Genomic DNA, 25,529 nt, shown 5'->3' with positions numbered 1-25,529 from the left:
ACTCGTACACCGGGGAATTGTCGGGCAGGACCTAGGCGCCCCTGTGGCTCTGGCGATAGCGTCAGAGCCACAGGGCCTCGGTGAACGGAGCAGTGAATCTCATGGGCAAGAAGACTGGCAAGAAGGCTCGGGTCGAACGACCAGATGCGACGCAGGGCGGCCCTCGGGCGAAGGTCAAGAAAGAGCGTGTGCAGCCGCCGAAGTCGGTGCAGCGACCGGCCTCAGCTGGCACGTCATCGCTCGTGACGACGCTCGAACCGATCGTCGTCGCGGATCCGGCGACGCTGAAGGACCCGACGGACAAGACGAAGTCCGAGGACAAGAAGAAGTCCAAGGACAGCAAGAAGCTCAAGGACAGCAAGAAGTCCAAGGACAGCAAGAAGCTCAGCGACGAGAAGACATCTCAGGACAAGACGAAGTCCACGGACGAGAAGAAGTCCACGGACGAGAAGAAGTCCACGGGCAAGAAGAAGTCCAAGGGCGAGAAGAAGTCCAAGGAGAAGAAGAAGCCGAAGGGCGACAAGAAGTCCAAGGCTGAGACGGTCCAGGCCGAGGACTCCGGGCTGGTCGAGGCTGCTCCGAAGTCCGGTGCGACGAAGGGCCGCAAGTCGGGCGCGGGCGAACGGACGCATATCCTGCGCGATGCGGCGCTCCTCACCGATGAGGGCGACGACGCCCACGGGTTCGCTCGACTCATCAGGGCCATGCCCGGGATCGTCGCGCTCGTCGAACAGCACGAGACGGCGGTGCATCGTGCGGTCTTCGACAGCTACGTGACCGCGGTCGTCGAGCACGGCGTCGACGCCGCCGACCTCGGCCCCATCGACATCCGCACGGCAGCGCCGAGAACTGCGGAGGGCGGGGCGCCCGTCGCCGCGGAACCGCGTGACGACGAGGCTGCGGTCAGAGGCGTGGAGTCCGCCCGCTCGATGCGTGCGGGCCGTGGGCGCCGCCCTTCCGGGATCAACAGCGCCGAGACGGTCGACGGGCCTTCGCCCGCCTCGACGCCGCCCAACAAGAGAGCGTCGTCCTCTGGCTCGGGCTCTGGCTCGAATGGAGACCAGGTCCGCAGCCCCCGCAGCACCGTCCGCGCCTCAACGCGAGCCCGCGCAGGCCAGGGGCGTGCTTCGACTTCCCAGATGTCGTCGGAGACGGCCACGGACGAACGCACGGGCACCGCCCCGATCGCATCCCGCACGAGGGCCGGTTCGCGAGGCAGCGCGGCGGCCAGGTCTCGCGCCGCAAGATCACGAGCCCGGAGTCTCGAAGAGCTCGCAGGAGAGCTGAAGCCGACGAACAACGGGCAGCGCATCGCACTCGCCATCGCCTCGATCATCGGCGATGAGGCCGAGGTCACCGCGGCGAGGATCACGGCCGAGTTCGAGCGCATGACGTGGCGAGTGCCGGTGAACGTCGCCGCCTCGGTGCGTCAGGCGGCCAGGGCCGGCCTCGTCGACCTCGAGGGACCGACGGGCACCCGCCTCACTCCGGCTGGCGAGGAGTACGTCGCCGGCAGCTGAATGAGTCGCTGACCGATACGCCGCGAGCCCGCCCCTGCGTTGCAGGGGCGGGCTCGCTCGCGCTTCGGCCTATTCGGCGCCGGGGCGCGCCCCGCCAGTTTCTTCGTCGTCTCCCGCTGCGGCTGCCGCTGTCGCGTTGCGGTTCTGCTGCAGCGTGTCCCGAACCTTCTTGCGCAGCACCTTCCCGATGAGCGATTTCGGGAGCTCCTCCCAGACGACGTACGACCGCGGCACCTTGTGCTCGGAGAGTCGCTCGCGGACGAAGGCGCGCGTTGCAGCCTCGTCGAAGCGTGCCCCCTCATCGAGCACGACGACGGCGGTGACGACCTCGGCACCACCACCTCGCCTGATGCCGACGACGGCGACCTCGGCGACGCCTGGCACCTCGGTGACAACGCGCTCGACCTCGGAGGGCGACACGTTGAAGCCGCCCGTGATGATGAGCTCCTTCTTGCGGTCCACTACCGTCACGAAACCGTCCGCATCCTGCACGACGAGGTCGCCCGAACGCACCCAGCCGCCGTCGATGAGCACCTCCGCCGTCTCCTCGGGGCGGTTCCAATAGCCTTGGAAGGTCTGCGGGCCCTTGATGAGCAGCTCGCCGACTTCGCCGAGCTCGACCTCCCTGCTCGGGTCGCTCGGGTCGGTGACCTTGATGAAGGTCGACGGGAACGGGATGCCGATCGTTCCCGTCTTCCGCTTGTCGGTGAACGGATTGCCGAGCGCGACGGGCGACGTCTCGGTGAGTCCGTACCCTTCGACGAGCTGGCCACCCGCGACGGCCTCCCAGCGGTGCACGATGGCGTCGTTCAGCGTCATGGCGCCCGATATGGCGTAGATGACGCCGGAGAGGTCGAGCTTGCCCTCCTTCGCGACGCGCGCGAGTCGGTCGTACATGGGCGGCACGGCGGGGATGAAGGTCGCCGGCGACTTCTTCGATGCTGCGATGACCAGCTCGGGGTCGAACGTCGGGAAGAGCACCGCCTTCGCGCCGACGCTCACGGAGTAGATGACGGAGAGCAGCACGCCGAACGCGTGGAACATGGGCAGCACGCCGTAGATCGTCTCGTTGCCCGCCGTGAACTCCGGCATCCAGGCGGCGCCCTGGCGGGCGTTCGACCACAGGTTGCGGTGGGTGAGCATGGCTCCCTTGGGGTTGCCCGTCGTGCCGCTCGTGTACTGCAGGCTCGCGAGGTCTTCCGGGCCCGGGGTCGGGATGCCCGCGTCGAGCGGCTGCTGCTTCGCGAGCTTCTCGAAGGGAACGGTGCCCGGCGCCTTCGCGCTGAGCTTGGCGCGGGACTCGCGGGCTTTCGCGATGGGCAGGCGGAGCAGCAGCTGCGTCTTGAGCGGCATGCCCTTCGTCACATCGACCGCGATGACGTGCCGGATGCCGAGGCTGTGGGGGAGCGACTGCACCGTCGGCGCGGCCTTGTCCCAGGCGATGACGATCTCGGCACCGTGGTCTTCGAACTGCGTCCGCAGCTCGTCACGCGTGTAGAGCGGGTTGTGCTCGACGACAACCGCTCCGAGGCGGAGCACCGCGTAGAACGCGACCACGTGCTGCGGCGCGTTCGGCATGATCAGCGCCACCCGGTCGCCCCGCTTGACGCCGATACGCCGCAGCCCCTGCGCGAACCGCAGCACCTGGTCCTGCAGCTCCGCGAAGGTGGTCTGCGCGCCGAAGAACTCGATCGCGGGCTTGTCGGGGAACCGCTCGGCGATCTCCGACAGCATGTCGGGGAGCGACCCGTTCGGGACTTCGATGTCCTTCGGGGTCCCGGGGGCGTAGAAGGCGGTCCAGGCGCGAGACTCGTTGAGCTGCATGCGCAGAGTCTATTCGCGCAGAGCGTCGGGGAGATGTCCGGTGCGTCCTGCGGATGTCGGTGGGACATCGCACAATGGATGCATGACCAGGAAAGACATGGGTGTGCGGCAGACGGGTGCGGCGTCCGACCGCGACGCGTCCGCGAGCATCCTCCATGTCGACATGGACGCCTTCTTCGTTGCGGTCGAGCTCCTCGAGCGGCCCGACCTCATCGGCAAGCCGGTGATCGTCGGTGGCACGCGCGAGCGGGGTGTCGTCTCGAGCGCGAGCTACGAGGCCAGGGCGCGGGGAGTGCGAAGCGCCATGCCGATGCACCAGGCCATCGCGCGGTGCCCCGAGGCCGTCGTGCTGCCGGGCAGCATGCATAAGTACCGGGAGGCGTCGCAGCAGGTCATGGAGATCTTCCGCGAGTTCACGCCCCTCGTCGAGCCTCTGTCGATCGACGAGGCGTTCCTCGACGTGTCTGGCGCGAGCCTGCTGTTCGGCACGCCCGGCGAGATCGCAGCGCGACTGCGGGAACGGGTCAAGGCGCAGACAGGGCTCACGTGCTCCGTCGGCGCCGCCTCCACGAAGTTCGTCGCGAAGCTCGCCTCCGGCAAGTGCAAGCCGAACGGCATGCTCGTGATCCCGCATGAGGAGACCATTCCGTTCCTGCACCACCTGCCCGTCGGGGCCCTCTGGGGTGTCGGGGAGAAGAGTGAGGCGAAGCTGCGTGGCATCGGCATCCACACGGTCTTCGACCTGGCTCACACGCCGGTGCCGGTGCTCGAGCGGGCAGTCGGCAAGGCTGGGGCGGCGAAGCTCAGCGCCCTTGCGTGGGGCAGGGACGAGCGCGGCGTGGAGGAGGCCCACCGGGAGAAGTCGATCAGTCACGAGCAGACGTTCTTCGAGGACGTGGCCGACTTCGTCTTCCTCGAGCGTGAGGTACGAGCGCAGGCGGATGCGGTGGCCACTCGGCTGCGCCGTGCGGGCCTGCAGGCTCGTCAGGTCGGCATCAAGCTTCGCTGGTCCGACTTCTCCACCATCACGCGTTCGCACACGCTCGCGGAGCCGAGTGACGTCGGGCATTCGCTGTATCTCGAGGCGCGCGAGATGCTGCGCGCAGCCCTCGTGCCGCCGCGGCCCGTGCGCCTCATCGGAGTGCGGGCCGAGCGCCTCGTGGAGGCGGGGACCTCAGGCCAGCTGTCGCTCTTCGGAGCCGAGGAGGACGACGATTGGGAGGCGGCGGAACGAGCCGTCGACCAGGCTGTTGCCCGCTTCGGGAAGTTCGCGCTGCGCCCGGCCTCGCTGCTCGGTAGGGGAGAGCGAAGCGACGGCACCGTCGGACTCAGCGAGCGCGCGAACCGCACGCGGGACGAGGCCCAGGACCAGCACTGAGGATGTGCGTCTAGGAGGCGGCCTTCGCGGCTTCGCGGGCGGCGATTCGCGCCTGCACTTCTGGGCGCCGCAACGGTGGGACGGTCTTCGGCGGCTGGCGTCGCTCGGGCAGGTCCTCGAGGAGATGCTCGGTGATGTGCGCGATCTCGCGCACCGCACGCTCGAAGGCGTCACGGGTGCGGTCTGTGGGATGCGTGATTCCGGAGACCTTGCGCACGTACTGGCGTGCGGCGGCCTCGATCTCGGTGTCGTTCGCGGCCGGTTCGAGCCCGCGGAGCTCGGTGATGTTTCTGCACATGCGGGTCAGGGTACGCCGACGCTCTGGAAGCGACAAGCGAACCCGGCTTCGCGTGCTCGCCGCAGACCAGACCTAGCTCGCTGGGCGGCGCACGCGGTAGCGGAGGTGCAGCACCCTGGTGCCCGGCAGCACGACGTCGGGGTCCTCAAGCAGGTGCTGGGCGTCGGTCTCCCCGAAGAAGCGCTTGCCTGCGCCGAAGACCACGGGGACCACATCCATCCGCACCTCGTCGACAAGGCCGGCGGCGAGCGCCTGCCCGCCCACGTCGCCGGCGGCCACCTCGACGGTCCGGTCACCCGCGAGCTCGTTGGCTCTGGCGACGGCGGCCTCGACACCCTCGACGAAATGAAACGGCAGTTCCGTGTTCCACCCCTCTGGCGGGGGCCGGTGGGACACGACGACCACGTGGTCGATGCCGCTCGGCGGGGTCCCGTCCCAGCCGTCCGTCACGTCGAAGACGTGTCGGCCGGCGATCGTCACGCCGATCTCGTCCCAGTACGGGCGGGTGTAGTCGTAGGACGCCTGCGAGACCTTGAGGACGCCGCTGTCGTCGAGCGCGACGTCTCCGCTGGTCAGCCAGTCGAAGAGGTGACCGGGGTCGTCGTTGTCGTCGGCGATGAAGCCGTCGACCGAGACCGAGCTGTACATGACGACCTTGCCCATGGGACCGCTCCTTCGCGTCGGGAGCACCATGCTAGCCAGCGAAGCGTGAGAAACCCACGCCCGCGTGTCGAACTTCAGTGCGATATGCGTCTATACGAGCCGTTCTGGGCCCGAAACGCCGAGATCTGCACTGAAGTTGGACAGGCGAGGTCAGGCGCGGGTGACGCGGAGCACCGCGGCGCTCTCCGCGGGCAGGCGCAACGGCACGGCGGATGCGCCGACCGGCGCGCCGGTGACCGTTCCGGTGGTCTCACCGAGCGCCGCCCGCGCATCCGTCGCGAACAGCACTTCAGCGGCGCGCTCGACACGCAGCTCGCGCTCCTGCGAGGAGAAGTTCACCGCGATGGCGAGGCTGCCGCGCGTGATGGACAGCGTGCCGTGCTCCTCGGAGACATCGACGCTGCTCGCGTCGAGCCACGGCAGGGTGATGTCGGCCTCGCGCCGGCGCAGGGCGATGAGCTCACGGTAGATCTCGAGAAGGCGCGCGTGCTCGGGCTTGTCGAGCTCGCTCCAGTCGAGCTTCGACCGGGTGAACGTCTCCACGTCCTGCGGGTTCGGGACGACGGCCGCATCCCATCCCATGCGCGCGAACTCGCCGATGCGGCCTTCGGTCGTCGCCTTGGCCAGCTCGGGCTCCGGGTGGGAGGAGAAGAACTGGAACGGCGTCGTGGCGCCCCACTCCTCGCCCATGAAGAGCATGGGCGTGAAGGGCGAGGTGAGCTCGAGCGTCGCCGCGATGGCGAGCTGGCCGGGGGAGAGGGTCGCGGTGAGGCGGTCGCCGATGGCCCGGTTGCCGATCTGATCGTGGTTCTGCGACGAGACGACGAGCCGCCAGGCGCGGGTCTGCGCCGGGAGGGCACGGCCATGGTGGCGGCCGCGGAAGGTCGAGAGCGTGCCGTCGTGGAAGAAGCCCTTCGTGAGCACCTTCACCAGGGAATCGAGGCCCTCGAAGTCGGCGTAGTAGCCGCTCGTCTCGCCCGTGAGGTTGACGTGCACGGCGTGGTGGAAGTCGTCTGACCACTGCGCGTCGAGTCCGTAGCCGCCCGCCTCATCTGACGTGATGAGGCGCGGGTTGTTGAGGTCGGACTCGGCGATCAGCGTGAGGGGGCGGCCCACGTGCGCCTCGAGCTCGTCGACGTCGCGCGCCAGCTCCTCGAGGATGTGCACGGCCCGGTCGTCGATGAGCGCGTGCACGGCGTCCAGTCGCAGGCCGTCGACGTGGAAGTCTCGCAGCCACATGGCGACGTTGTCGCGGATGTAGGCGCGCACCTCGTCGGAGTTCTCCCCGTCGAGGTTGACGGTGTCGCCCCACGCCGTGGCGTGGTGGTCGGAGAGGTACGGGCCGAACTTGCCGAGGTAGTTGCCGGACGGGCCGAGGTGGTTGTAGACGACGTCCTGGATGACGCCGATGCCGCGCTCGTGGCAGGCCTCGACGAAGCGCTGGTAGGCGGCGGGCCCGCCGTAGCCTTCGTGCACCGCGAACCAGTCGACGCCGTCGTAGCCCCAGCCGTGGGTGCCGCTGAACGCGTTGACGGGCATGACCTCGACGAAGTCGACGCCGAGCGCCTGGAGGTGGTCGAGGCGCTCGATGGCCGAGTCCAGGGTGCCCTCTGGTGTGAAGGTGCCGATGTGCAGCTCGATGATGACCGAGCCAGCGAGGGTACGGCCGGTCCAGTCGCCGTCCGTCCACGGCTGCCTGGCCGGGTCGAACGTGCGGGAGAGGCCGTGCACGCCGTCCGGCTGCCAGCGCGAGCGGGGGTCGGGAATCGGAGTCGTGGCGCCGTCGACGTGGTACCCGTAGTCGTGCGTCTCCTCGTCGAGCTCGAGCGCAGCATCCGGCACCCACCAGTCACCGTCTGTGCGGCGCATGGGCAGCTCGGACCCGTCGAGGTGCAGGGTCAGCGTCTCGGCGTGTGGTGCCCAGACGTCGAAGCGGGAATCGCGCACGGGGAACTCCTTGGTGGCAGGCGAGGGTGGATGCGGGTGCTGGTCAGGACTTGGCGAGGAGCGCCACGGGGTACTGCTGCAGGATCGCCGCGAGGGGAACGTCCTTGCCGCCCGTGTAGACGGCGGCGGTGAGCTGATCGATCCACTCACCCTCGGGGAGCGGGATGGTGGTGCCGATCCAGCCACCGCCCTGCTCGAGCCCGATGGGCAGGCGCGTGCCGATCGTGATCGCGCCGCCTCGCGAGAAGGCGAGGGCGTGCTCGGCGGCGGGGCCGTTGGCCGTGATGCCCTCGTATCCGGTGAAGAGCTCGGGGCGGCTGCGACGCAGGCGAAGGCAGGCTGCCGTGACGAGCAGCTTGGCGGCGCCGGAGTCGTCGATCTCGGGGACGGCCCCGTGGAGGATCGCGTCGAGCGCCGCGGTGCGCGACGAGTAGTCGACGCTCTGCCGGTTGTCGGGGTCGACGAGTGTGCGGGTCCACAGCTCGGTGCCCTGGTAGACGTCGGGGACGCCCGGCATCGTGAGCTGCACGATCTTGGCGGTGAGCGAGTTCGACCAGCCGGCCGCCTGCGTCTCGGCGACGACGTTCTGCACGATGTTCGACGCGACGGGGTTGTCGAAGACCGCGTCGACAGCCGAGCTCAGCTGCTCCTCGAATGCCTCGTCGGGGTTGGTCCAGCTCGTGTGCAGGTCGGCTTCGCGGGCGGCCTTCTCGAGGTAGGCGTTGAGGCGCTCGCGGGAGGCCGGCCAGGCTCCGATGATCGCCTGCCAGGTCAGCTGGGCGAAGGCGTTGTCGTCGATGGGGGCGACGTTCTGCAGTTCGGCGACGCTCTCGGCCCAGAACTCCGGGACCTCGCTGAGGGCCGTGATACGGGCTCTCGTGTCCTCGCCACGCTTCGTGTCGTGGGTCGACAGCGTGGTCATGGCGTCCGGCCAGTCGCGGGCGCGCGTGGTCTGCAGCTCGTGGAACCGCTCGGGCGTGATCGAGAAGACGTTCGGGTCGCCGCCGACCTCGTTGAGCGAGGTGAGGCGGGCGTACCGGTAGAACGAGCGGTCCTCGACGGCCTTCGCCATGATCATGCCGGTCGTCTGCTGCAGCCGCAGCGCGGCTTCAGCTTCGGGGGCTTCGAGGAACGGCAGGATGCGCGCGATCGATGCGGCCAGGTCAGGCCGTTGCTCCTTCGCCGCCTCTGCCGCGTCGGCGAGGTGGTTGGAGCCGGTGGGCAGGTAGCTCCGGTACACGCTGAAGTGGGCGGCGATCTCGGCGACCGAGTCCTCGATGAGGTCGTCCTCGATGCCCGTCGACCGCAGTTCGCGCGCGATCCGTCGGATCTCGGCGTTCAGCGAGACGTCCGCGACGGCGCGCTTCGCCTCGTGGATCAGCTGTTCCCAGTCGACGGGGGTGCCGTCGGCGCCGGCGAGCTCGTCGAGGAACTCCTCGGAGTCCGCATCCACGAGCACCCGGTCGATCTGGCCGAGCGCGTCGTAGCCGGTGGTGCCCGCCGTGCGCCAGTCTGCGGGCAGCGACTCGTCGCCTTCCAGGATCTTCTCGACGAGCACGTACGCGCCGCGCGTCCGATCGGCGAGGTGCCGCAGGTAGCCGCCGGGGTCGCGCAGCCCGTCCGGGTGGTCGATGCGGAGGCCGTCGACGAGGCGGTGGCGCATCCAGTCGAGGATCTCGGCGTGCGCCTCCTCGAAGACCTCGTCGTCCTCGACGCGGATGCCCGCGAGCGAGGTGATGGTGAAGAAGCGGCGGTAGTTCAGGCGGCTGTCACCCTGGCGCCAGTGGATGAGCTGGTAGTGCTGGTTGTCGAGCACCTCGCGAACCGACGCGCCTTCGGGCGCAGAGCCCTCGGCGAGCGGGTACTCGGTCGAGTGGTATCGCAGCACGCCTGCCTCGCGGTCGACGGTCACGTTGGCGATCGCGTCGCCGCGCTCGCGAGGCATGTCGTCATCGCCGACGGTTGGGATGAGCAGCTTGCCGTCACCGGCCTCCCAGTCGATGTCGAACGACTCGGCGTGGGCCGCATCCCGGCCGTGGGCGAGCACGTCCCACCACCACGGGTTGTCTCGCGGCGTGTCGACCCCCATGTGGTTCGGGACGATGTCGACGAGCACACCGAGGCCCAGCTCGCGCGCCTTCGCGGAGAAGCGCTCGAGCGCCTCCCGCCCGCCCCGCTCGTCGTCCACCTTCGAGGGGTCGACGACGTCGTAGCCGTGGGTGCTTCCTGGCGCGGCCTGCAGGATGGGGGAGAGGTACACCCACCCGACGCCGAGCCGCTCCAGGTAGGGGAGCTGCTCGGCGGCCGCGTCGAGGTCGAACTCCGACGTCAGCTGGAAGCGGTAGGTGCTGGATGGGATGCGCATCATGGTCTCCGTCACGGCGGGTGCTACTGAGATGGGGCGGGCGGCGTCAGCTGCCGAGCGGTGGCCGCGTGATGATCGGGATGGGCGTTGTCATCGCGGCGACGGAGGCGGCGACGGAATGGTCCGGCTTCTCCTTGAGCTCAGCCTCTCGCAGCACGACCAGCGAGCGCGGTTCGAGGGGGATCGTCGCGCCCGGCTCGATGCCCTCGAGGTCGGTGTGCATGCCGGACGTGTCGATGACGATGTCCCAGTGCGAGGTGATCTCGACGCTCGGGATTGTCGCCTCGACGACGGTCTCGCTGGCGTTGAAGTAGACCATGAAGCTCACATCGGTGATCTCCTCGCCGCGCTCGTCGCGGCCGGCGATGGCGTTGCCGTTCAGGAACATGCCCATCGACTTCACGAACTCCGCGTTCCAGTCCTCGGACGCCATCTGCGTGCCGTCGGTGGAGAGCCACACGATGTCGGGAAGTGCCGAGCCCTCGGCGCGCTTCTCGACGCGGCCGTTGAAGAATCGGCGGCGTCGGAACGTGGGGTGGTCGGCGCGCAGCTGCGCGACGGCCCTCGTGAACTCGACGAGGGGCTCGTCGGCGTTCTCCCAGTGCACCCAGCTGAGCTCGCTGTCCTGCGCGTAGGTGTTGTTGTTGCCGAGCTGGGTGCGGCCCAGCTCGTCGCCGTGGAGCAGCATGGGGACACCCTGGCTGAGCAGCATCGTCGCGATGATGTTGCGCTGCTGGCGGGCGCGCATGGCGTTGATCTCGGGGTCATCCGTCGGGCCTTCGACACCCAGGTTGTAGGAACGGTTGTGGCTTTCGCCGTCGTTGCCGTCCTCCCCGTTGGCGTCGTTGTGCTTCTCGTTGTACGAGACGAGGTCGCGCAGCGTGAAGCCGTCGTGGGCCGTGACGAAGTTGATGGATGCGAACGGGCGCCGTCCGGAGTGCTCGTAGAGGTCGGCGGACCCGGTGATGCGGCTCGCGAACTCACCGAGCGTGGAGGGCTCGCCGCGCCAGAAGTCGCGCACGGTGTCGCGGTACTTGCCGTTCCACTCCGTCCACTGCGGCGGGAAGTTGCCGACCTGGTAGCCACCGGGGCCGACGTCCCACGGCTCGGCGATGAGCTTCACCTGCGAGACCACCGGGTCCTGCTGCACGAGGTCGAAGAAGGTGGAGAGCTTGTCCACGTCGTGGAGTTCGCGGGCGAGGGTGGAGGCGAGGTCGAAGCGGAAGCCGTCGACGTGCATCTCGGTGACCCAGTAGCGCAGCGAGTCCATGATGAGCTGCAGCGAGTGCGGGTGGCGCATGTTGAGCGAGTTGCCGGTGCCCGTGTAGTCCGTGTAGTACCGCTTGTCGTCTTCTTCGAGGCGGTAGTAGGCGGCGTTGTCGATGCCGCGGAAGCTGAGCGTGGGGCCGAGGTGGTTGCCCTCTGCCGTGTGGTTGTAGACCACGTCGAGGATGACCTCGATGCCGTTGGCGTGCAGGGTGCGCACCATGGACTTGAATTCCTGCACCTGCTGCCCGGCCGTCCCCTGGGAGGCGTAGTCGGCGTGCGGGGCGAGGAACGAGATGGTGTTGTAGCCCCAGTAGTTGCGGAGGCCCTTCTCGATGAGGGTGCTGTCCTGCACGAACTGGTGCACGGGCATGAGCTCGATGGCGGTGACGCCGAGCCGCTTGAGGTGCTCGACGATCGCGGGGTGCGCGATGCCGGCGTACGTGCCCCGGATCTCCTCGGGCACATCCGGGTGCAGCTGGGTGAGGCCCTTCACGTGGGCTTCGTAGATGAGGGACTCGTTGTAGGGGATGCCCGGCTTCCGGTCGCCAGCCCAGTCGAAGTAGGGGTTGATGACAACGCCCTTCATCATGTGGGGCGCGGAGTCGAGGTCGTTGAACGAGTCTGGGTCGCCGAAGTTGTAGCTGAAGAGGGACTGGTCCCAGTCGATGTCTCCGGTCGTGGCCTTCGCGTAGGGGTCGAGGAGGAGCTTCGCGGGGTTGCAGCGGCTGCCGGTCGCCGGGTCGTAGTCGCCGTGCATGCGGTAGCCGTACTGCTGGCCCGGCTGCACGTGCGGCAGGTAGGCGTGCCAGACGTGCGCATCCCGCTCATGGAGCCTCACCCGCTCCTCGTTGCCGTCGTCGTCGAAGAGGCAGAGCTCGACCTTGTGGGCGGCTTCGCTGAAGATCGCGAAGTTCGTGCCACTTCCGTCGAACGTCGCTCCGAGGGGGTAGGCATTTCCGGGCCACGTTTTCATGCACGCTCCTATTGCTTCATCTTGCTTCGCCGAAGAACATCGCGTGTGGATGCAGGCACTAAAGCTACCAAAGGGTGGGAGCGCTCTCGCCCGCCAGCACACAGGAGTTCTCCTGGTTGGCAGGCATGTCGACGACCTACGCTGGCCGCATGACGAACCTCACGCAGAACCTCACCGATTCCGTCAAGAAGCTCGGCGTCACGCTCGCCTACGGCGAGAAGGTGGAGCTTGGCAAGGCCACCATCCTTCCCGTTGCCCTCGTCTCGTACGGCTACGGCGGCGGCGAGAGCAACGAGGAGGGGCAGGAGAACTCGTCCGGCGGTGGCGGCGGCGGCATGGCGGTCCCCGTCGGCGCGTACGTCGATGACGAGTTCGGCACGAGCTTCCGCCCGAACATCATCACGCTGCTTGTCGTCTCGATTCCGCTGGTGTGGACGGTCGGGCACGCGCTTCCGCGTCTCATCAAGGCCCTCAAGAAGTAGCTCGGGGCTCGCTTCGGCCTATACTCGAGGTGTTCACGGGAGTCCGGTAGTCCGGGCTGAGAGGAAGGCACAAGCCTTCGACCGTCAAACCTGATCTGGGTAATGCCAGCGCAGGGAGGCACATCTCCGAGCAGAGCCACCCCAGGCTCTGCGCCCGTGCACTTTCACTCGAAAGGGCACACCGCATGACAACTTCCTCAACTCCATCTCACAACTCCCCAGCGCAGGGGCCGGCTCAGGCGAGGTCGCCGAAGAGCCGCTTCCGCTGGCGGGTCATCGACATCGTCACGGCCGCCGTTCTCGGCGTCGCGACGGGGCTCATCTTCATCGTCTGGAACAGCGTGGGCTACGCGTGGTTCACGGTCATGGATGCGTTCACGCCGGGTGTCGGCGGTATCGCCGTCGGTATCTGGCTGCTGGGCGGGGTTCTGGGCGGGCTGATCATCCGCAAGCCCGGCGCGGCGCTCTTCGTCGAGGTGCTCGCGGCGAGCGTCTCGATGCTCCTCGGCAGCCAGTGGTCGATCGAGACCGTGTACTCGGGCATCGCGCAGGGCCTCGGCGCTGAGCTCATCTTCCTGCTGTTCTTCTACAAGCGCTTCGGCCTCGGCGTCGCGATGCTGGCTGGGGCTGGGGCTGCGGTCGCGGCGTGGACGCTCGAGCTTTTTCTCAGCGCGAACATCGAGAAGGGTCCGGAGTTCCTCACCATCTACCTCGTCTCGGTCGTCCTCTCGGGTGCCGTGCTCGCTGGTGTCGTCGGCTGGCTCCTGACGCGCGCGCTCGCGGCGACCGGTGCACTGAACCGCTTCGCTGCGGGTAGAAGCTCGAAGCGAATCGGCTAGCGCTCGTGGGCGCGAGAGTCGAGGCGAGGGGGTGGGGCTGGCGCCACGCCGACCGGGCGAAGCTGGCCGTCGCCGAGCTCGACCTGACGATCGAGCCTGGCGAGGCTGTGCTGCTGCTTGGGCCGTCGGGGGCTGGCAAGTCCACGCTCCTGGCCGCCCTGGCGGGGGTGCTCGGCGATCATGAGGATGACGGGCAGGAGCTTGGCTCACTGCTTGTCGATGGCAAGCACCCGAGCGATGCACGCGGCACGGTCGGTCTCGTCCTGCAGGACCCGCAGGCGAACACGGTGCTCGCCCGTATCGGCGACGACGTGGCGTTCGGCTGCGAGAACCTCGGTGTCCCACGGGCGGAGACGTGGGCGCTGGTGCGCGAGGCGCTCGACGCCGTCGGACTGCGGATGCCCCTCGATCGGTCGACGGCACAGCTGTCCGGCGGGGAGCGTCAGCGGCTCGCGATCGCGGGTGTCCTCGCCATGCGCCCCGACCTCATCCTGCTGGACGAGCCGACCGCGAACCTCGACCCGGCCGGAGTGGACGAGGTGCGCGAGGCGGTGGTCCGCGCAGCGGAGGCGTCCGGCGCGACGCTCATCGTCATCGAGCACCGGGTGGACGTGTGGCGCTCGAGCGTCGACCGGGTCGTCGTGCTCGGGGGCGAGCAGCATCTCCTCGCCGACGGCACCCCTGACCTGGTCCTCGAGCAGCACCGCGAGTCGCTGCTCGCCGCCGGCGTGTGGATCGGCGGCCACGAACCGCACGTGCCGCGTGCCCTTCTCTCGCCTGGGGAGGAGCTGCTGATCGCCGACGGGCTCGGCTTCGGTCGGGCCGACCATGCCCTGCACACGCAGTTGTCGGCGACCCTGCGCGCGGGGGAGTCGACGGTTGTGCTGGGCCCCAATGGGGCGGGGAAGACGACGCTGGCGCTCACGCTCGCCGGACTGCTCACGCCCGTGGAGGGCGAGGTGCGGGCGACGCAGGCGCTCCGGGATGCGGGCGATGACGCGGGTGCGCGCCGCGGCGGCTGGGGGCTCGGTCGCTTCCGTACGGCTCCTCCGGCGGGCCCGCATCCGTCCGCCTGGCGTTCACGGCAGCTCCTGACGCGCATCGGCACCGTCTTCCAGCAGCCCGAGCACCAGTTCGTCGCGGGGACCGTGCGCCGCGAGCTGGAAATCGGCCCGGATGCGGCGGGCCGCGGCAAGCGCGAGACGAGCCAGCGCGTCGACGAGCTCCTCGCCGCGCTGCGCCTCACCCACCTCGCGGACGCGCACCCCTTCACGCTCTCCGGCGGCGAGCAGCGCCGCCTCTCGGTCGCGACGGTGCTGGCGACGGCGCCTCGGGTCCTCATCTTCGACGAGCCGACCTTCGGGCAGGACCGCAGGACCTGGACGGAACTCGTCGTCATCATGGCTCGCCTCGTCGCCGAAGGACACGCGCTGGTCTCCGTGACCCACGACGAACAGCTCGTGCGCGTGCTCGGCGACCAGTGCATCCGCATCGGCGCGCACGACCGCAAGGACGAGAAGGTGCCTGCATGAGCGGCGGCATCGCCCCGGCGGGTGCTCAGCCGGCGAGGTCGGTGGAGGTCGACAGCGACGGCGTGCCGCTCGAGGTGCTGCCCGTCGGCGGCAGGTTCCTCGACCGCGTCAACCCGGTCACGCCCTTCCTCGCCGCCGTGCTGTACTCGATTCCGCTGCTCACGACGCTGGACATCGTCTCGGCGCTGGCCGCCCTCGTGCTCGCGATGGTCGCCTTCGGGGTCGCCGGCGTGCGCCCAGTGGAGATCCTGCGCTCGAGCTGGATCCTGCTCATCGCGGCGCCCGTCTCAGCCACGAGCATGCTGCTGTACGCGAAGCCGGGAGGCGAGAGCTACGGGCAGTTCCTGTACGCCAACATCACTGACAACTCCATCCAGCTCGCCATCGCCGTCGGCGCGCGCGTGCTCGCGATCGGTGTGCCGACCCTCGTCGCGCTGAGCCGCATCGACCCGACCAGACTCGCGGACGGGCTCGCCCAGGTTGCGCATCTGCCAGCGAGGTTCGTCGTGTCGGCGCTCGCCGGTATTCGCCTCTTTGCCGTGTTCCGCGACGACTGGACGGCGATGAGCCAGGCCAGGCGCGCTCGCGGCCTGGGCGACTCCGGGGCCGTCCGCCGACTGATGACGATGGCGTTCGCCCTCCTCGCACTCGCGATCAGGAGGGCGGGGACGCTCGCCACCGTCATGGAGGCGCGCGGTTTCGGAGCAGAAGACGTGGCACGCACCTGGGCGCGGCCATCGAGGCTCGGCTGGCGAGACCTCGTGCTCGTCTTCGCCGCCGTGGGGATCGCCGCGGTCGCCGTCGCGGTGGCCGTCGCGCTCGGCTCGTACCGGCTGGTGGGGAGCGCATGAGGGCGGCAGCGCTGCTCGACCGGGTGCTCGCCGACTCGGGTGGCAGGCGGCCGGTGGTCCTCATCGACGGCGGCTCAGGGTCGGGGAAGACGACGCTCGCGGGTGAACTGCTCCACGAGTTCCGAGCGCGCGGATTCGGTGGCGCGCAGCTGGTGTCGCTCGACGACGCCTACCCGGGCTGGGGAGGCCTCGCCGCCGCTTCGCGGGCCGTGCACCGCGACATGCTGAGCCGTGCGCATCCCGGCTACGAGAGCTGGGACTGGGCGGCGGATGCACCCGGCCCGTGGCGGGACATCGACGCGACGTCACCACTCATCATCGAGGGATGCGGAGCGCTGTCGCGCGAGAGCGCGCCGCTCGCGAGCACCGCGGTCTGGATCGAGCTCGATGAGGCGCACCGGAAGCCTCGCGCGCTGTCGCGGCCCGGCGACATCGGTGTCTTCGAGGAGTTCTGGGAGATGTGGGCTGCGCAGGAGCGGGAGCACTGGCGGCGCAACGCGCCGTTCCTGCTCGCCGACGTCGTCATCGAGGACACGCCCGACGCCTGAAGCCTCGTCCGCACGGGCGCCGCTTCAGCGTGTGCTGCGGCCACTTGCGTTGTTCTTGCTCTGCCGCCGCGCGCGCACGTAGCGCACCGTGAGGATCACGGCCAGGGCGAGCCCGACGACCGCCACGAGGAGCCACGCACCGCCGGTGATGAGGCCGTGGACGGCGTCGTCATAGTTGATGCCGGTGCCCGGACCAGCATCGAGCGAGAGGTCGGTCCCGATGCTGTCGGCGGTCGACCGGAACAGCATCCCGACCAGCGCCCCGATGCCCGTTGCGAACGGGATCGCGAGCCCCCAGCCCCACAGCACGGAGCTGAAGCTCGGGCCGGAGGCGGCGAGCGGGCGGCGGGCGGCCTGAATGCTCTGCACCCCGAGCAGGATCAGCACGACGAGGCCGGCCCCAACTGAGACGAACATCGCCCAGAAGGCGAACGCGGAGAGCAGGGTCTGACCGGCCGAGATGAGGGGCGGGACGGCAGCGCTCGCCTCTCCGGTGATGCTGGCGGCGGCGAGCGCCGAGAGCAGACCGGTCACGGCCATCCAGATCGCGAAGACCGGGGCAGCCAGCAGCAGGGCGATGCCCCAGAGGAGGCGGCCGACCCTCAGGGGCTCGCGTGCTGGTGCCGTTGGGTGCATCCTGGAAGCGTACCGGGGGAAGCGAATGGAAGTCGGGCAGCAGATGCGCCTGGCTTGCTCCGCTGGTGACTGCTAGAAAGAACGCATGAGAGCCACCTCAGCGGGTCTGGCGGGGGCGGCGCTGCTCCTGGCGCTGACCGGCTGTTCGAGCGCGGCCCCGACGCCGACGCATCCCGATCTGTGGGTGGCAGCTGAATCGAGCGGCTTCAGCGGACTCGCCATCGTTGCCGGTGACCTGACGCGCAACGCGGACGGATGCTTCGGGTTGTCGATCTCCTTCGGACAGCCCGAGGCGCCGGAGTTCATCACGACCCAGTTCCCGAAGGGCACCGAAGTGCTTGAGGACGAAGCTGGCGTGAGGCTGCCGAACGGGGCGGTCGTGCTGCTGGGCGAGTTCATCGACGGCGGCGGCAGCTACAGCTCGGGAGACTCTCCGGAGGACTACGAGAACTTCCCCGCCAGCTGCCCAGCGGAGGACGTCGCCGTTCTCAGCCTCTACGAGTAGGTAGCGGTCCCTCGGTGCCTGGTCCTACGCCCAGCCGAGCTCGTGGAGCTGCGCGTCGTCGATGCCGTAGAAGTGCGCGATCTCGTGCACGAGCGTCGTGTGCACCTCATCGCGCAGCGTCGCCTCGTCATCGCAGATCGACAGCAGCGGTTCGCGGAACAGCACGATTCGGTCCGGCAGCTCGCCGAAGCCGTACTGGCCGCGGTCCGTGAGAGCGAATCCCTCATAGACGCCGAGGAGGTCGAGGGAGCCGTCCTCTGGCCGGTCCTCGACGACGAAGATCACGTTGTCGAGGCCGTCCACCATCTCATCGGGCAGCTCATCGAGCTCGTCGACGACCAGGGCCTCGAAGTCCTCGCGCGACATCTCCATCCGCCCATTGTGGCTCAGGGGTGCTGGATGGGCACCGACTGACGGCTAGACCTGCTGCGCGGCGTGGTCGTAGGCGAGTGGCAGGAGCTCGCGCGCGGTGACACTGATCAACCCGCCCGGTGAGGGCAGGATGACGCGGATGTCGGGGTAGTGGTCGGCGAGAACCTGCCGATCGCGTCGACAGGGGCTCATGACGCCTCGCCCGTGATTGCCGACGGCGACGATGTGCGTGAGCTCGCGGGTACCTGACGCTCGGGCCGCGCCGAGAGCAACGAGCTCAGCGCACGGACCGCCCGTGAAGTGGTGCAGGTTGACGCCGACGTGGATCGTTCCGTCCGCCGAGCGGACCGCTGCCCCCACGGTGTGGATGCCGTCCTCGTCCGGACCAGCATCGGTGGCCGCGTCGATCGTCGAACGCGCGGCTTCGACGACGGCCAGCTCGACCTCGGAGACGGGCAGGGCTGACGCCGGAACGAAGGTGCTCATGACCGAAGCCTACGAGGGCAGCCGCGGGACTGGCACGCGTTCTCGGTAGCCTGGCCTCGTGAACGGCTCTCCGGATGCACAGGTGAAGGCCTGGCGCGATGCGCACGCCAGCGCGCAGATGGTCGGCTGGGATTTCGCCGCGTTGGACGGGCGCCTGACGGCCGACGATCCGCCGTGGGACTTCGACGCCGAGTGCCGGGCCGCTATGACGACGGCGACGAGCATGGCTGATCTCGGCACGGGCGGCGGCGAGCGGCTCATCGAGCTCATCCGCTCCATGCCCATCCACGCATCCCCGCTGCAGGTCGCAGCGACGGAGGGGTGGGAGCCGAACGTCGCCGTCGCGTGAGAGAACCTCGCGCCGTTCGGTGTCGACGTGCATGCGCACGACATCGAGTCTGGAGAGCCGCTGCCGTTCGCCGACGCCTCCCTCGACCTGATCGTGGCCCGTCATGAGGAGTTCGATGCGAGCGAGGTCGCCAGGGTGCTGGTTCCCGGCGGGCGGTTCCTGACGCAGCAGGTCGATGGCCGGGACGCGCACGAGCTCCGAGCATGGTTCGGTGGCGAACCCCAGTACGAGCACGTGACGCTCGCCAACGCGGTCTCGGCCCTGCGGGCGGAGGGGTTTCGCATCGGTGTCGCCGAGGAGTGGGCTGGGCAGATGACGTTCGCGGATGCGCTGTCGCTCGTCGAGTACCTCGCTCTGGTCCCCTGGGATGTCCCGGGGTTCAGCGTCGACAGCAACGTCGAGCAGCTCCGACGGCTCGACGCGGCGCAGCCGATCACTGTGACGCAGCGTCGCTTTCGGCTCACCGCAGTTCGCGACTGACAGTCGGGTGCGTGGCCCGGCCCGCTGACCCGAACGCCTAGGATTCTCGCGTGTACGTCAAAGTGTGTGGCCTGGATTCTGTCGAGTCGGCGGCGGTCGCCGTCGAGAGCGGTGCCGACGCGATCGGCATCGTGATGAGCCGTACGAGCCCCAGGCGGCGCACCCCCGAGGAGGCGTCCGAGATTTTCGAGTCCGTGCCCGCGAGTGTCGACCGCGTGCTCGTGGTCCACGACATGCCGTCCACGGACGCCGCCGAGATCGCGGCTGCCGTCGGCGCGAACGTGCTCCAGCTCCACGGCTCTTACACGGGCGAGGAAGTACGCGCGGCCGGCGCGATCTTCCCGCGCATCTGGAGGGCCACCTCCCTCGCCGACGACCCTGAGCTGCGCGTCGGTGCATTCGGCGAGGAGCTCCTGCTGCTGGATGCGCCGAAACCGGGATCCGGCGAGCGATGGGACCTCTCGGAACTCATCCGCCGTCGCCCAGACGGGCGCTGGCTGCTCGCGGGAGGCCTGCACCCGGGCAACGTCGCTGAGGCCATCCGCGAAGCGAGCCCATGGGGCGTCGACGTCTCGAGCGGCGTCGAATCATCGCCGGGCGTCAAGGATCACGAGCGCATCCGAGCCTTCGTCGCCGCCGCGAAGCGCGCTGACTGAGGAATCGCAACCGCTCCACGTCCAAGGTGCTGGGCCGAGGACGCGTCCCGGTCCAGCTCGCCTGACCAACTTGCGTGATGAAGGCGCCGCTGGGTGGCGCATCCGGCCCGCAGCCCCCGTCTGAGCACTGAAGTTGGTCAGGACCGCGGTGACTCAGCCTCCGCGAACGTGGCCTCGAGGTCTTCCCCGGCCGAGGTCAGGTGGTCGAGCACGGTGCGTACAGCGAATCGGGCGTGGCGGTCCGGGCGTGCCAACGCGACGATGCTGCGCACCGAGCGAACGCCATCGAGCGGTCGCAGCACGACGCCGGGCCGCGGTCGAGTCGTGAACCGGGGGAGGAGCGCGAGCCCCGAGCCCGCGGCGACGAGCGCCTCGACGAGGCGGTTGTCGCGCAGCCGCTGCACGCGTTCGAGGTTCGTGCTCGTCGCATTCTCGACGGCGATCAGGATGCTGTCGAACGGGTAGCCGACGGGCACGCCCACCCAGGTCGTGCCGACGAGATCGTCGGGCGCGAGTCGCTGCCGGGAGGCGAGCGGATGCGTCGAGGGCAGCGCCACGTCGATGGGCTCGCGGGCCAGCACGCGCGTGTGCAGATGCTCTGCTCCTCGCGGTACGTCACCGGTGAGGCTGTGTCCGATGACGATGTCGGCGTCGAGGGTCCTGGCGGCGTACTCGGACTCGGCGAGGTCGAAGTCGTCGAGTTCGAGGTCGATGGCCGACCCTGCCGTTCGGCGCAGGAGGCCGGGGAAGAGGGCCTCGCTGGCACTGGGCAGTGCGCCGATCGACACAGTGCCGCTCGGCTCGCCGAGACTCGCCTCGAGCCGTGCCTGCACTTCGGCGAGCGCTCTGCCGACCTCGTCCGCGCCGTCGGCCAGGATCTGCCCGGCAGTCGTGAGCCGCAGGCCGCGGGAGAACGGTTCGACGAGGCGCGCGCCGAACTCCCGCTCGGCGGTCTTCAGCTGCTGCGAGAGGGCGGAAGGCGTGCGGTGCGTGGCCTCCGCGACTGCGGCGAGGGTGCCGCGCATCGACAGCTCCCTGAGCAGCTCGAGGTGCCTGAACTCCATGAAGGGAGCCTACAGGGACACGTCACGCATCAGCACTGGTGCTTCATGGTGGATGCGCCCGACACTGATCTCGTGCCTCCCCGTCATGTCGCCCTCGCCTGCCTCGTCGCGGTTCTCTGGGGCGTGAACTTCCTCGCCATCCACGCATCGCTCGAGCAGTTCCCGCCGTTCTTCCTCATCGCTCTGCGCTTCGGGCTGCTCGCGATCCCGACGATCCTGTTCATCCCGCGCCCGAACGTGAAGCTGCGCTGGCTCATCGGCTACGGGCTCGGCTTCGGCACCCTGCAGTTCGTCGGCCTGTACCTGGGCATGGCCGCCGGCTTCCCGACCGGGCTCGCGTCGCTCGTGCTGCAGATGTCGGCGCCATTCACGGTGCTGCTCGGCGCGATCTTCCTTCGGGAGAAGCTCACAACCCGGCGCGTGGTCGGCATCGCGATCGCGGTGGCAGGCCTCCTCCTGGTGGGCGTGGCACGCGGCGGCTCAGGCAGCTGGTGGCCGTTCCTGCTCGTCGTCATCGGGGCGTTCGGCTGGGCGATCGGCAACATCTCTAGCCGCCTGGCCGAGCCGCCGAAGCCGCTGCACCTGACGATGTGGATGGCCGTGGTGCCGCCCATCCCGATGCTTGCCGTCTCACTGCTCGTCGAGGGGCCCGAGCAGATCTGGGCGTCGCTCGCGACGGCCTGGACCGTCGCCGCCGTCCCCGCCTGGGTCGGCCTCGTCTACACGATCGTGCTCGGCACGGTGCTCGGATCCGGCATCTGGGTGTGGCTCATGAAACGCCACCCGGCCGGCGTCGTCGCGCCGTTCTCGATGCTCGTGCCGGTCGTCGGCATCTCCACGGCGTGGCTGGTGCTGGGGGAGCGCCCCGGCCCGCTGGAGCTCGTCGGCGGCGCGGTTGTGCTGTTCGGAGTGCTGTGGGCGAGCAGGATGCCCGCCGCGGCGCTCGTGCCTGCCCCGGTACCGAGCGCGCCTGACGCGCCGCTCGCTGAGCCGCCCATCCCGGACTCACCCAGACTCGAGGCCCCCGCGCCTCGCTAGAAGCACACGGGGAATGCAAGTTCCAGGCACTGGGAACCGGCATCTCCCGTGTGAATGCGGCCGGACGCTCTCTGGAGGGGACGTGCGGCCCAACGACGAAGGCCCCGAGTCCTCAGGACTCGGGGCCTTCAACATGGGGTGAGTAACGGGGCTTGAACCCGCGGCCTCCTAGACCACAACCAGGCGCTCTACCAGCTGAGCTATACCCACCATGTCTGCCGCCTGCGTGCTCTCGCTCGCCTGCGACTACGAGAGTCTATTACAGATTTTGGGCGAAGTCGTTCACCACTTCGGCTGCGACCTCTCGGAGCTCCTCGCTGGTGGGTCCGGGCTCGGGCACGAGCACTGCCTTGCGGTAGTACTTGAGCTCGCGGATCGACTCGAGGATGTCGGCCTTCGCGCGGTGGCCGCCGTCCTTGTCGGGGGAGTGGAAGTAGACGCGGGGGAACCAGCGGCGTGACAGCTCCTTGAGCGTGGACACGTCGACGTTGCGGTAGTGCAGGTGCTGGTCGACCTCTGGCATGTACTTCGCGAGGAACATGCGGTCGGTGCCGATCGTGTTGCCAGCGAGCGGTGCCGTGCGGGGCACGGGCACGTGCTTCTTCAGGTACGTGAGGAGCTCAGCGGTGGCCGCCTCGAGTGTGGCGCCGTTCGGGATCTCCTCGATGAGGCCGGACGTCGTGTGCATCTGCGTCACGAACTCGCCCATGTTGGCCATCGCGGCCTCGCTCGCCGAGATGACGATCTCGAAGCCCTCGTCGAGGATGTTCAGGTCGCTGTCGGTCACGAAAGCGGCGACCTCGACCAGCTCGTCGATCGACGGGTCGAGGCCAGTCATCTCACAGTCGATCCAGACGAGACGCTCCTGAGCAATAGCCATGAGGGACATCGTAGTGATTCCCGGGGTCTCGTGGCGGCCAGTGGAGCGTTTCGTGGCCCGCTATGCTGGCTGGGATCGCGCCCCAGTAGCTCAGTGGATAGAGCAACGGCCTTCTAATCCGTCGGTCGCAGGTTCGAATCCTGCCTGGGGCACTCTTCCTCGCAGCGCCTCGGCCACCGCCGCCCCCCGATTCCGGAGGCTTCCACGTGATCGTCACCCACCCCACGCCCCAGTTCGTCCGCGGAGCCGCAGAGTTCGAGCAGACCAACAAGGGAGTGCGGCCGCACCGGCTCCCCGCACACGTTCGTGCGCAGTTCCCGGACCCGCAGCTGCTGCTGGTCGAGAGCCAGCCTTCCGGCGTCCGCGTGGTGTCCGATACAACCGCCGAGCGGGCTGAGCTGGAGCTGCTGCCGACCAGGTCCGTCTACACGGGCATCAACCGGCCGCGGGGGCGCGTCGATGTCTTCGTCGACGGCGAGAAGTTCGCGAGCGACGAGCTGACCGGCGGTGATGCCGTCGAGGTCGATCTGCAGACGGGCGCGATGTCGCTCCGCGAGGGGCCATCGCACACGACGACCATCGAGGGTCTTGCACCTGGCGAGACCAAGCGCGTGGAGTTCTGGCTGCCTCACAACGAGTCGGTCGAGCTGATCGAGCTCCGGTCGGACGCGCCTCTCGAGCCCGTGACCGTGTCCGATCGTGTGTGGCTGCACCATGGCAGCTCGATCAGTCACGGCTCGAACGCAACTTCGCCCAGCGATATCTGGCCTGCAGTCGCCGCGCGTCGTGGCGGGGTTGAACTCGTGAACCTCGGGCTCGGCGGCAGCGCGATGGTCGACCCCTTTCTCGCCCGTGTCATGCGCGATACTCGAGCGGACCTGATCAGCGTGAAGCTCGGCATCAACGTCGTGAACGCCGACGCGATGCGCGTGCGGGCGTTCGTGCCGGCCGTCAACGGCTTCCTCGACACGATTCGCGACGGGCACCCCGAGACGCCGATCGTTCTCATCTCGCCCATCTTCTGCGGCATCCACGAGCACACGGCCGGGCCCGGCGCGTTCGATCCCGCATCATTCGCGACCGGCAAGGTCAAGTTCATCGCGACGGGGGCGCCGGGAGACGAGTCGCAGGGGCGGCTCACGCTCAGCGTCATTCGGCGCGAGCTCGCGGCCCTGGCGGAGCGTCGCGCATCCGACCCGAATCTCTTCTTCCTCGATGGCACCGAGCTCTACGGCGAGGCGGATGCGCGGCGACTGCCGCTGCCGGACGACCTGCACCCGGGCCCCGAAGCGCACCAGCTCATGGGCGACCGCTTCGCCGACTACGCGTTCGGCCCCAACGGTCCGTTCAGCGCTCGTTCCTGAACCGCCCCGGCCAGGCGTCGAGCCTGGCCTGCGACGATAGAGCATGGCATCTCGACTCCCGATGATCCTCGACGCGCTCGCCCTCGCAGAGCGTGATGCGCCCGTCCGGCGGCTGATCGACGCCCTCGGTGGCGAGAAGTTCACGGCCACCGAGCGATCCTTCGGCGAGCCGGCCGTGCTGTCCCGCCGCGTGCGCTTCGCGTCGGGTGCCGAGCTCATCCTGCACGACGACGCGTTGGTCGCTGTCGTCCTGCACACGGTGCCGACGTCGTCGGAGACCAGCGCTGTCAATCTCTCCGAGTGGATCCCCGGTGCCGACCACGCGGCGACCCTCGACGACCTCAAGAAGGTGATGAACGGGCGCCGCCGCTTCGCGGGCTTCGGCACGCCGTACTTCGAACTCGAAGGCGGATACGCGCGGGCCGAATTCAAGGACCATCGCGGCTGGAACGACCCGGGCAACCTCGAGAGCCTCGTGTTCACGGTCGAGCAGCCGGGGCTCACCTGCCGCCCCGAGGACGACAACTGCCCGGCCTGCAGTCAGCTCCTGGTGCGCGACGAAACCGAGAAGCTCGACGTCGAGGCGACGGTGCATGCGATCACGGATGCGGCGGCGTCGGGAGTCCTCAAGGAAGACGTCAGCTGGGTCAGCATCCGTGACCTCTTGCCCCTCCACGCGTCGGGTCTCATGGAGCGCGTCGAGAGCCAGCTCACGTGCCAGACGTGCCGGCGCATCCTCTGCATCGCACTCGAGTACGGTGTCGGACCGACCGTCTCCCACCTCGCGCTCAACGAGGCCAGGCAGCACCGGCTCGGCCCGATTCCGCCGGTCGAGGAATGGGGCGACGACGCCCGCGTCGCCGAAGAGCGCGACGCCATGCACTACGTCGACCACGAGCCGGGGCGCTGGTTCCTCGTCGAACAGGCCGGCCAGCTTTTCCTCGACGCCAGGTACGTGGTCACGAACATGGTCGACGACTCCGCGCTGCTGCAGCTCGACGCGGCGGAGGCCGAACAGTATCGGACGGTCGGCCGCGCGTTTCTCGCGGACCTGGCGGAGCGCATCCACGACGGGTCTCCCCATCGCGAAGAGTCGCCGTTCTTCTCCCGCGACCTCAAACGGGGACCGGATGGCGCTGCATACCGCGAGGCCGTGAGCAAGGCGATTGTGAACCACACGTGGCTGGCCCGGCAACGATCAGTTTCCTGA

25 protein-coding genes, 2 tRNA genes and 1 riboswitch are annotated in these 25,529 nt (G+C 68.9%); of the genes, 15 read left to right on the top strand and 12 right to left on the bottom strand.

What is annotated here, in order from left to right; all coding sequences use genetic code 11:
• Nucleotides 1-101 precede the first annotated feature (101 nt).
• Complete coding sequence (locus ACQFZP_RS13390) at nucleotides 102-1,520, top strand: hypothetical protein (RefSeq protein ID WP_211891658.1); 1,419 nt, start codon at nucleotides 102-104, stop codon at nucleotides 1,518-1,520.
• Between the two features lie 69 nt (nucleotides 1,521-1,589).
• On the opposite strand, the gene ACQFZP_RS13385 is transcribed toward ACQFZP_RS13390, so the two are convergent.
• Nucleotides 1,590-3,344 (bottom strand): long-chain-fatty-acid--CoA ligase, encoded by a 1,755-nt coding sequence (locus ACQFZP_RS13385; RefSeq protein ID WP_211891657.1) that lies wholly within the window; start codon nucleotides 3,342-3,344, stop codon nucleotides 1,590-1,592.
• 82 nt (nucleotides 3,345-3,426) lie between these two features.
• Between ACQFZP_RS13385 and dinB the strand changes: the two genes are divergently transcribed.
• The gene (gene dinB, locus ACQFZP_RS13380; RefSeq protein ID WP_211891656.1) at nucleotides 3,427-4,722 is read left to right on the top strand and encodes a DNA polymerase IV; all 1,296 of its coding nucleotides are present in this window, start codon (nucleotides 3,427-3,429) and stop codon (nucleotides 4,720-4,722) included.
• A gap of 10 nt (nucleotides 4,723-4,732) precedes the next feature.
• Here the strand turns inward: dinB and ACQFZP_RS13375 are convergent, their stop codons facing one another.
• The 5 genes from ACQFZP_RS13375 to glgX form a co-directional block, all read right to left on the bottom strand.
• A complete protein-coding gene (locus tag ACQFZP_RS13375) occupies nucleotides 4,733-5,020 on the bottom strand; it encodes a DUF2277 domain-containing protein (RefSeq protein WP_211891655.1) in 288 nt (95 codons plus the stop codon).
• Nucleotides 5,021-5,092: 72 nt separating this feature from the next.
• On the bottom strand, nucleotides 5,093-5,683 hold the full coding sequence (locus ACQFZP_RS13370; RefSeq protein ID WP_211891654.1) for a dihydrofolate reductase family protein: 591 nt from the start codon (nucleotides 5,681-5,683) through the stop codon (nucleotides 5,093-5,095).
• A gap of 150 nt (nucleotides 5,684-5,833) precedes the next feature.
• Entirely contained in the window at nucleotides 5,834-7,630 is a 1,797-nt protein-coding gene (gene treZ, locus ACQFZP_RS13365; RefSeq protein ID WP_211891653.1) for a malto-oligosyltrehalose trehalohydrolase, read from the bottom strand.
• Nucleotides 7,631-7,673: 43 nt separating this feature from the next.
• The gene (treY, locus tag ACQFZP_RS13360) at nucleotides 7,674-10,010 is read right to left on the bottom strand and encodes a malto-oligosyltrehalose synthase (protein ID WP_307852843.1); all 2,337 of its coding nucleotides are present in this window, start codon (nucleotides 10,008-10,010) and stop codon (nucleotides 7,674-7,676) included.
• 31 nt (nucleotides 10,011-10,041) lie between these two features.
• The gene (gene glgX / locus ACQFZP_RS13355) at nucleotides 10,042-12,237 is read right to left on the bottom strand and encodes a glycogen debranching protein GlgX (RefSeq protein WP_104311376.1); all 2,196 of its coding nucleotides are present in this window, start codon (nucleotides 12,235-12,237) and stop codon (nucleotides 10,042-10,044) included.
• Nucleotides 12,238-12,386: 149 nt separating this feature from the next.
• Between glgX and ACQFZP_RS13350 the strand changes: the two genes are divergently transcribed.
• The 5 genes from ACQFZP_RS13350 to ACQFZP_RS13330 all read left to right on the top strand — a co-directional run bounded on the left by ACQFZP_RS13350 (nucleotide 12,387) and on the right by ACQFZP_RS13330 (nucleotide 16,489).
• A complete protein-coding gene (locus ACQFZP_RS13350) occupies nucleotides 12,387-12,719 on the top strand; it encodes a spore germination protein GerW family protein (RefSeq protein ID WP_104253225.1) in 333 nt (110 codons plus the stop codon).
• Nucleotides 12,720-12,744: 25 nt separating this feature from the next.
• Nucleotides 12,745-12,854: riboswitch (TPP riboswitch) on the top strand.
• 50 nt (nucleotides 12,855-12,904) lie between these two features.
• Entirely contained in the window at nucleotides 12,905-13,558 is a 654-nt protein-coding gene (locus tag ACQFZP_RS13345; RefSeq protein ID WP_211891652.1) for an ECF transporter S component, read from the top strand.
• 5 nt (nucleotides 13,559-13,563) lie between these two features.
• Nucleotides 13,564-15,090, top strand: coding sequence for an ABC transporter ATP-binding protein (locus ACQFZP_RS13340; protein WP_211891651.1), 1,527 nt, complete (start codon nucleotides 13,564-13,566; stop codon nucleotides 15,088-15,090).
• On the top strand, nucleotides 15,087-15,941 hold the full coding sequence (locus tag ACQFZP_RS13335) for an energy-coupling factor transporter transmembrane component T family protein (RefSeq protein WP_104311379.1): 855 nt from the start codon (nucleotides 15,087-15,089) through the stop codon (nucleotides 15,939-15,941). Before ACQFZP_RS13340 ends, ACQFZP_RS13335 begins: the two co-directional genes overlap by 4 nt.
• Nucleotides 15,938-16,489 carry an ATP-binding protein gene (locus tag ACQFZP_RS13330; RefSeq protein ID WP_211891650.1) on the top strand — a complete coding sequence of 184 codons (552 nt, stop codon included), beginning with the start codon at nucleotides 15,938-15,940 and terminating at the stop codon, nucleotides 16,487-16,489. Before ACQFZP_RS13335 ends, ACQFZP_RS13330 begins: the two co-directional genes overlap by 4 nt.
• A gap of 24 nt (nucleotides 16,490-16,513) precedes the next feature.
• Here the strand turns inward: ACQFZP_RS13330 and ACQFZP_RS13325 are convergent, their stop codons facing one another.
• Nucleotides 16,514-17,125 carry a hypothetical protein gene (locus tag ACQFZP_RS13325; RefSeq protein ID WP_211891649.1) on the bottom strand — a complete coding sequence of 204 codons (612 nt, stop codon included), beginning with the start codon at nucleotides 17,123-17,125 and terminating at the stop codon, nucleotides 16,514-16,516.
• A gap of 85 nt (nucleotides 17,126-17,210) precedes the next feature.
• Here ACQFZP_RS13325 and ACQFZP_RS13320 point away from each other — a divergent pair, with 85 nt between their 5' ends.
• Nucleotides 17,211-17,630 (top strand): hypothetical protein, encoded by a 420-nt coding sequence (locus ACQFZP_RS13320; RefSeq protein WP_211891648.1) that lies wholly within the window; start codon nucleotides 17,211-17,213, stop codon nucleotides 17,628-17,630.
• Nucleotides 17,631-17,654: 24 nt separating this feature from the next.
• Here the strand turns inward: ACQFZP_RS13320 and ACQFZP_RS13315 are convergent, their stop codons facing one another.
• Both ACQFZP_RS13315 and ACQFZP_RS13310 read right to left on the bottom strand, forming a co-directional pair.
• Entirely contained in the window at nucleotides 17,655-18,002 is a 348-nt protein-coding gene (locus tag ACQFZP_RS13315) for a metallopeptidase family protein (RefSeq protein WP_179557457.1), read from the bottom strand.
• 45 nt (nucleotides 18,003-18,047) lie between these two features.
• Entirely contained in the window at nucleotides 18,048-18,488 is a 441-nt protein-coding gene (locus ACQFZP_RS13310) for a cytidine deaminase family protein (protein ID WP_211891647.1), read from the bottom strand.
• Between the two features lie 58 nt (nucleotides 18,489-18,546).
• Here ACQFZP_RS13310 and ACQFZP_RS13305 point away from each other — a divergent pair, with 58 nt between their 5' ends.
• The 3 genes from ACQFZP_RS13305 to ACQFZP_RS13295 are packed head-to-tail and all read left to right on the top strand — an operon-like array spanning nucleotide 18,547 to nucleotide 19,973.
• Nucleotides 18,547-18,837 (top strand): hypothetical protein, encoded by a 291-nt coding sequence (locus ACQFZP_RS13305; RefSeq protein WP_249312494.1) that lies wholly within the window; start codon nucleotides 18,547-18,549, stop codon nucleotides 18,835-18,837.
• Nucleotides 18,838-18,864: 27 nt separating this feature from the next.
• Entirely contained in the window at nucleotides 18,865-19,317 is a 453-nt protein-coding gene (locus tag ACQFZP_RS13300) for a class I SAM-dependent methyltransferase (RefSeq protein ID WP_249312493.1), read from the top strand.
• Nucleotides 19,318-19,367: 50 nt separating this feature from the next.
• Entirely contained in the window at nucleotides 19,368-19,973 is a 606-nt protein-coding gene (locus ACQFZP_RS13295) for a phosphoribosylanthranilate isomerase (protein WP_211891646.1), read from the top strand.
• A gap of 137 nt (nucleotides 19,974-20,110) precedes the next feature.
• On the opposite strand, the gene ACQFZP_RS13290 is transcribed toward ACQFZP_RS13295, so the two are convergent.
• On the bottom strand, nucleotides 20,111-21,037 hold the full coding sequence (locus tag ACQFZP_RS13290) for a LysR family transcriptional regulator (protein ID WP_211891645.1): 927 nt from the start codon (nucleotides 21,035-21,037) through the stop codon (nucleotides 20,111-20,113).
• A 72-nt stretch (nucleotides 21,038-21,109) separates the two neighbouring features.
• Here ACQFZP_RS13290 and ACQFZP_RS13285 point away from each other — a divergent pair, with 72 nt between their 5' ends.
• Nucleotides 21,110-22,075, top strand: coding sequence for an EamA family transporter (locus ACQFZP_RS13285; protein ID WP_307852842.1), 966 nt, complete (start codon nucleotides 21,110-21,112; stop codon nucleotides 22,073-22,075).
• 134 nt (nucleotides 22,076-22,209) lie between these two features.
• Here ACQFZP_RS13285 and ACQFZP_RS13280 read toward each other — a convergent pair.
• Both ACQFZP_RS13280 and orn read right to left on the bottom strand, forming a co-directional pair.
• Nucleotides 22,210-22,285, bottom strand: a tRNA-His gene (locus ACQFZP_RS13280).
• A 49-nt stretch (nucleotides 22,286-22,334) separates the two neighbouring features.
• Nucleotides 22,335-22,955 carry an oligoribonuclease gene (gene orn, locus ACQFZP_RS13275; protein ID WP_181026934.1) on the bottom strand — a complete coding sequence of 207 codons (621 nt, stop codon included), beginning with the start codon at nucleotides 22,953-22,955 and terminating at the stop codon, nucleotides 22,335-22,337.
• Nucleotides 22,956-23,034: 79 nt separating this feature from the next.
• Here orn and ACQFZP_RS13270 point away from each other — a divergent pair.
• The 3 genes from ACQFZP_RS13270 to ACQFZP_RS13260 all read left to right on the top strand — a co-directional run bounded on the left by ACQFZP_RS13270 (nucleotide 23,035) and on the right by ACQFZP_RS13260 (nucleotide 25,529).
• A tRNA-Arg gene (locus ACQFZP_RS13270) sits at nucleotides 23,035-23,107 on the top strand.
• 54 nt (nucleotides 23,108-23,161) lie between these two features.
• Entirely contained in the window at nucleotides 23,162-24,319 is a 1,158-nt protein-coding gene (locus ACQFZP_RS13265) for a GDSL-type esterase/lipase family protein (protein WP_211891643.1), read from the top strand.
• Between the two features lie 43 nt (nucleotides 24,320-24,362).
• On the top strand, nucleotides 24,363-25,529 hold the full coding sequence (locus ACQFZP_RS13260; RefSeq protein ID WP_211891642.1) for a hypothetical protein: 1,167 nt from the start codon (nucleotides 24,363-24,365) through the stop codon (nucleotides 25,527-25,529).

Origin of the sequence: Pseudoclavibacter sp. Marseille-Q434 (assembly GCF_050315415.1) — a bacterium.
GTDB lineage: Bacteria > Actinomycetota > Actinomycetes > Actinomycetales > Microbacteriaceae > Pseudoclavibacter.
Note: the sequence above shows the minus strand (reverse complement) of the source record. Positions and strands in the feature narration are given on the sequence as shown.

What these genes read in the sequence shown, in the direction of transcription:
- ACQFZP_RS13345 (WP_211891652.1), top strand. Translation starts at nt 12,905, where the DNA reads ATGACAACTTCCTCAACTCCATCTCACAACTCCCCAGCGCAGGGGCCG.
- orn (WP_181026934.1), bottom strand. Translation starts at nt 22,955, where the DNA reads ATGGCTATTGCTCAGGAGCGTCTCGTCTGGATCGACTGTGAGATGACT.
- ACQFZP_RS13315 (WP_179557457.1), bottom strand. Translation starts at nt 18,002, where the DNA reads ATGGAGATGTCGCGCGAGGACTTCGAGGCCCTGGTCGTCGACGAGCTC.
- ACQFZP_RS13330 (WP_211891650.1), top strand. Translation starts at nt 15,938, where the DNA reads ATGAGGGCGGCAGCGCTGCTCGACCGGGTGCTCGCCGACTCGGGTGGC.
- ACQFZP_RS13320 (WP_211891648.1), top strand. Translation starts at nt 17,211, where the DNA reads ATGAGAGCCACCTCAGCGGGTCTGGCGGGGGCGGCGCTGCTCCTGGCG.
- ACQFZP_RS13335 (WP_104311379.1), top strand. Translation starts at nt 15,087, where the DNA reads ATGAGCGGCGGCATCGCCCCGGCGGGTGCTCAGCCGGCGAGGTCGGTG.
- ACQFZP_RS13385 (WP_211891657.1), bottom strand. Translation starts at nt 3,344, where the DNA reads ATGCAGCTCAACGAGTCTCGCGCCTGGACCGCCTTCTACGCCCCCGGG.
- ACQFZP_RS13390 (WP_211891658.1), top strand. Translation starts at nt 102, where the DNA reads ATGGGCAAGAAGACTGGCAAGAAGGCTCGGGTCGAACGACCAGATGCG.
- ACQFZP_RS13290 (WP_211891645.1), bottom strand. Translation starts at nt 21,037, where the DNA reads ATGGAGTTCAGGCACCTCGAGCTGCTCAGGGAGCTGTCGATGCGCGGC.
- dinB (WP_211891656.1), top strand. Translation starts at nt 3,427, where the DNA reads ATGACCAGGAAAGACATGGGTGTGCGGCAGACGGGTGCGGCGTCCGAC.
- ACQFZP_RS13260 (WP_211891642.1), top strand. Translation starts at nt 24,363, where the DNA reads ATGGCATCTCGACTCCCGATGATCCTCGACGCGCTCGCCCTCGCAGAG.
- ACQFZP_RS13325 (WP_211891649.1), bottom strand. Translation starts at nt 17,125, where the DNA reads ATGCACCCAACGGCACCAGCACGCGAGCCCCTGAGGGTCGGCCGCCTC.
- ACQFZP_RS13375 (WP_211891655.1), bottom strand. Translation starts at nt 5,020, where the DNA reads ATGTGCAGAAACATCACCGAGCTCCGCGGGCTCGAACCGGCCGCGAAC.
- ACQFZP_RS13370 (WP_211891654.1), bottom strand. Translation starts at nt 5,683, where the DNA reads ATGGGCAAGGTCGTCATGTACAGCTCGGTCTCGGTCGACGGCTTCATC.
- ACQFZP_RS13350 (WP_104253225.1), top strand. Translation starts at nt 12,387, where the DNA reads ATGACGAACCTCACGCAGAACCTCACCGATTCCGTCAAGAAGCTCGGC.
- glgX (WP_104311376.1), bottom strand. Translation starts at nt 12,237, where the DNA reads ATGAAAACGTGGCCCGGAAATGCCTACCCCCTCGGAGCGACGTTCGAC.
- ACQFZP_RS13310 (WP_211891647.1), bottom strand. Translation starts at nt 18,488, where the DNA reads ATGAGCACCTTCGTTCCGGCGTCAGCCCTGCCCGTCTCCGAGGTCGAG.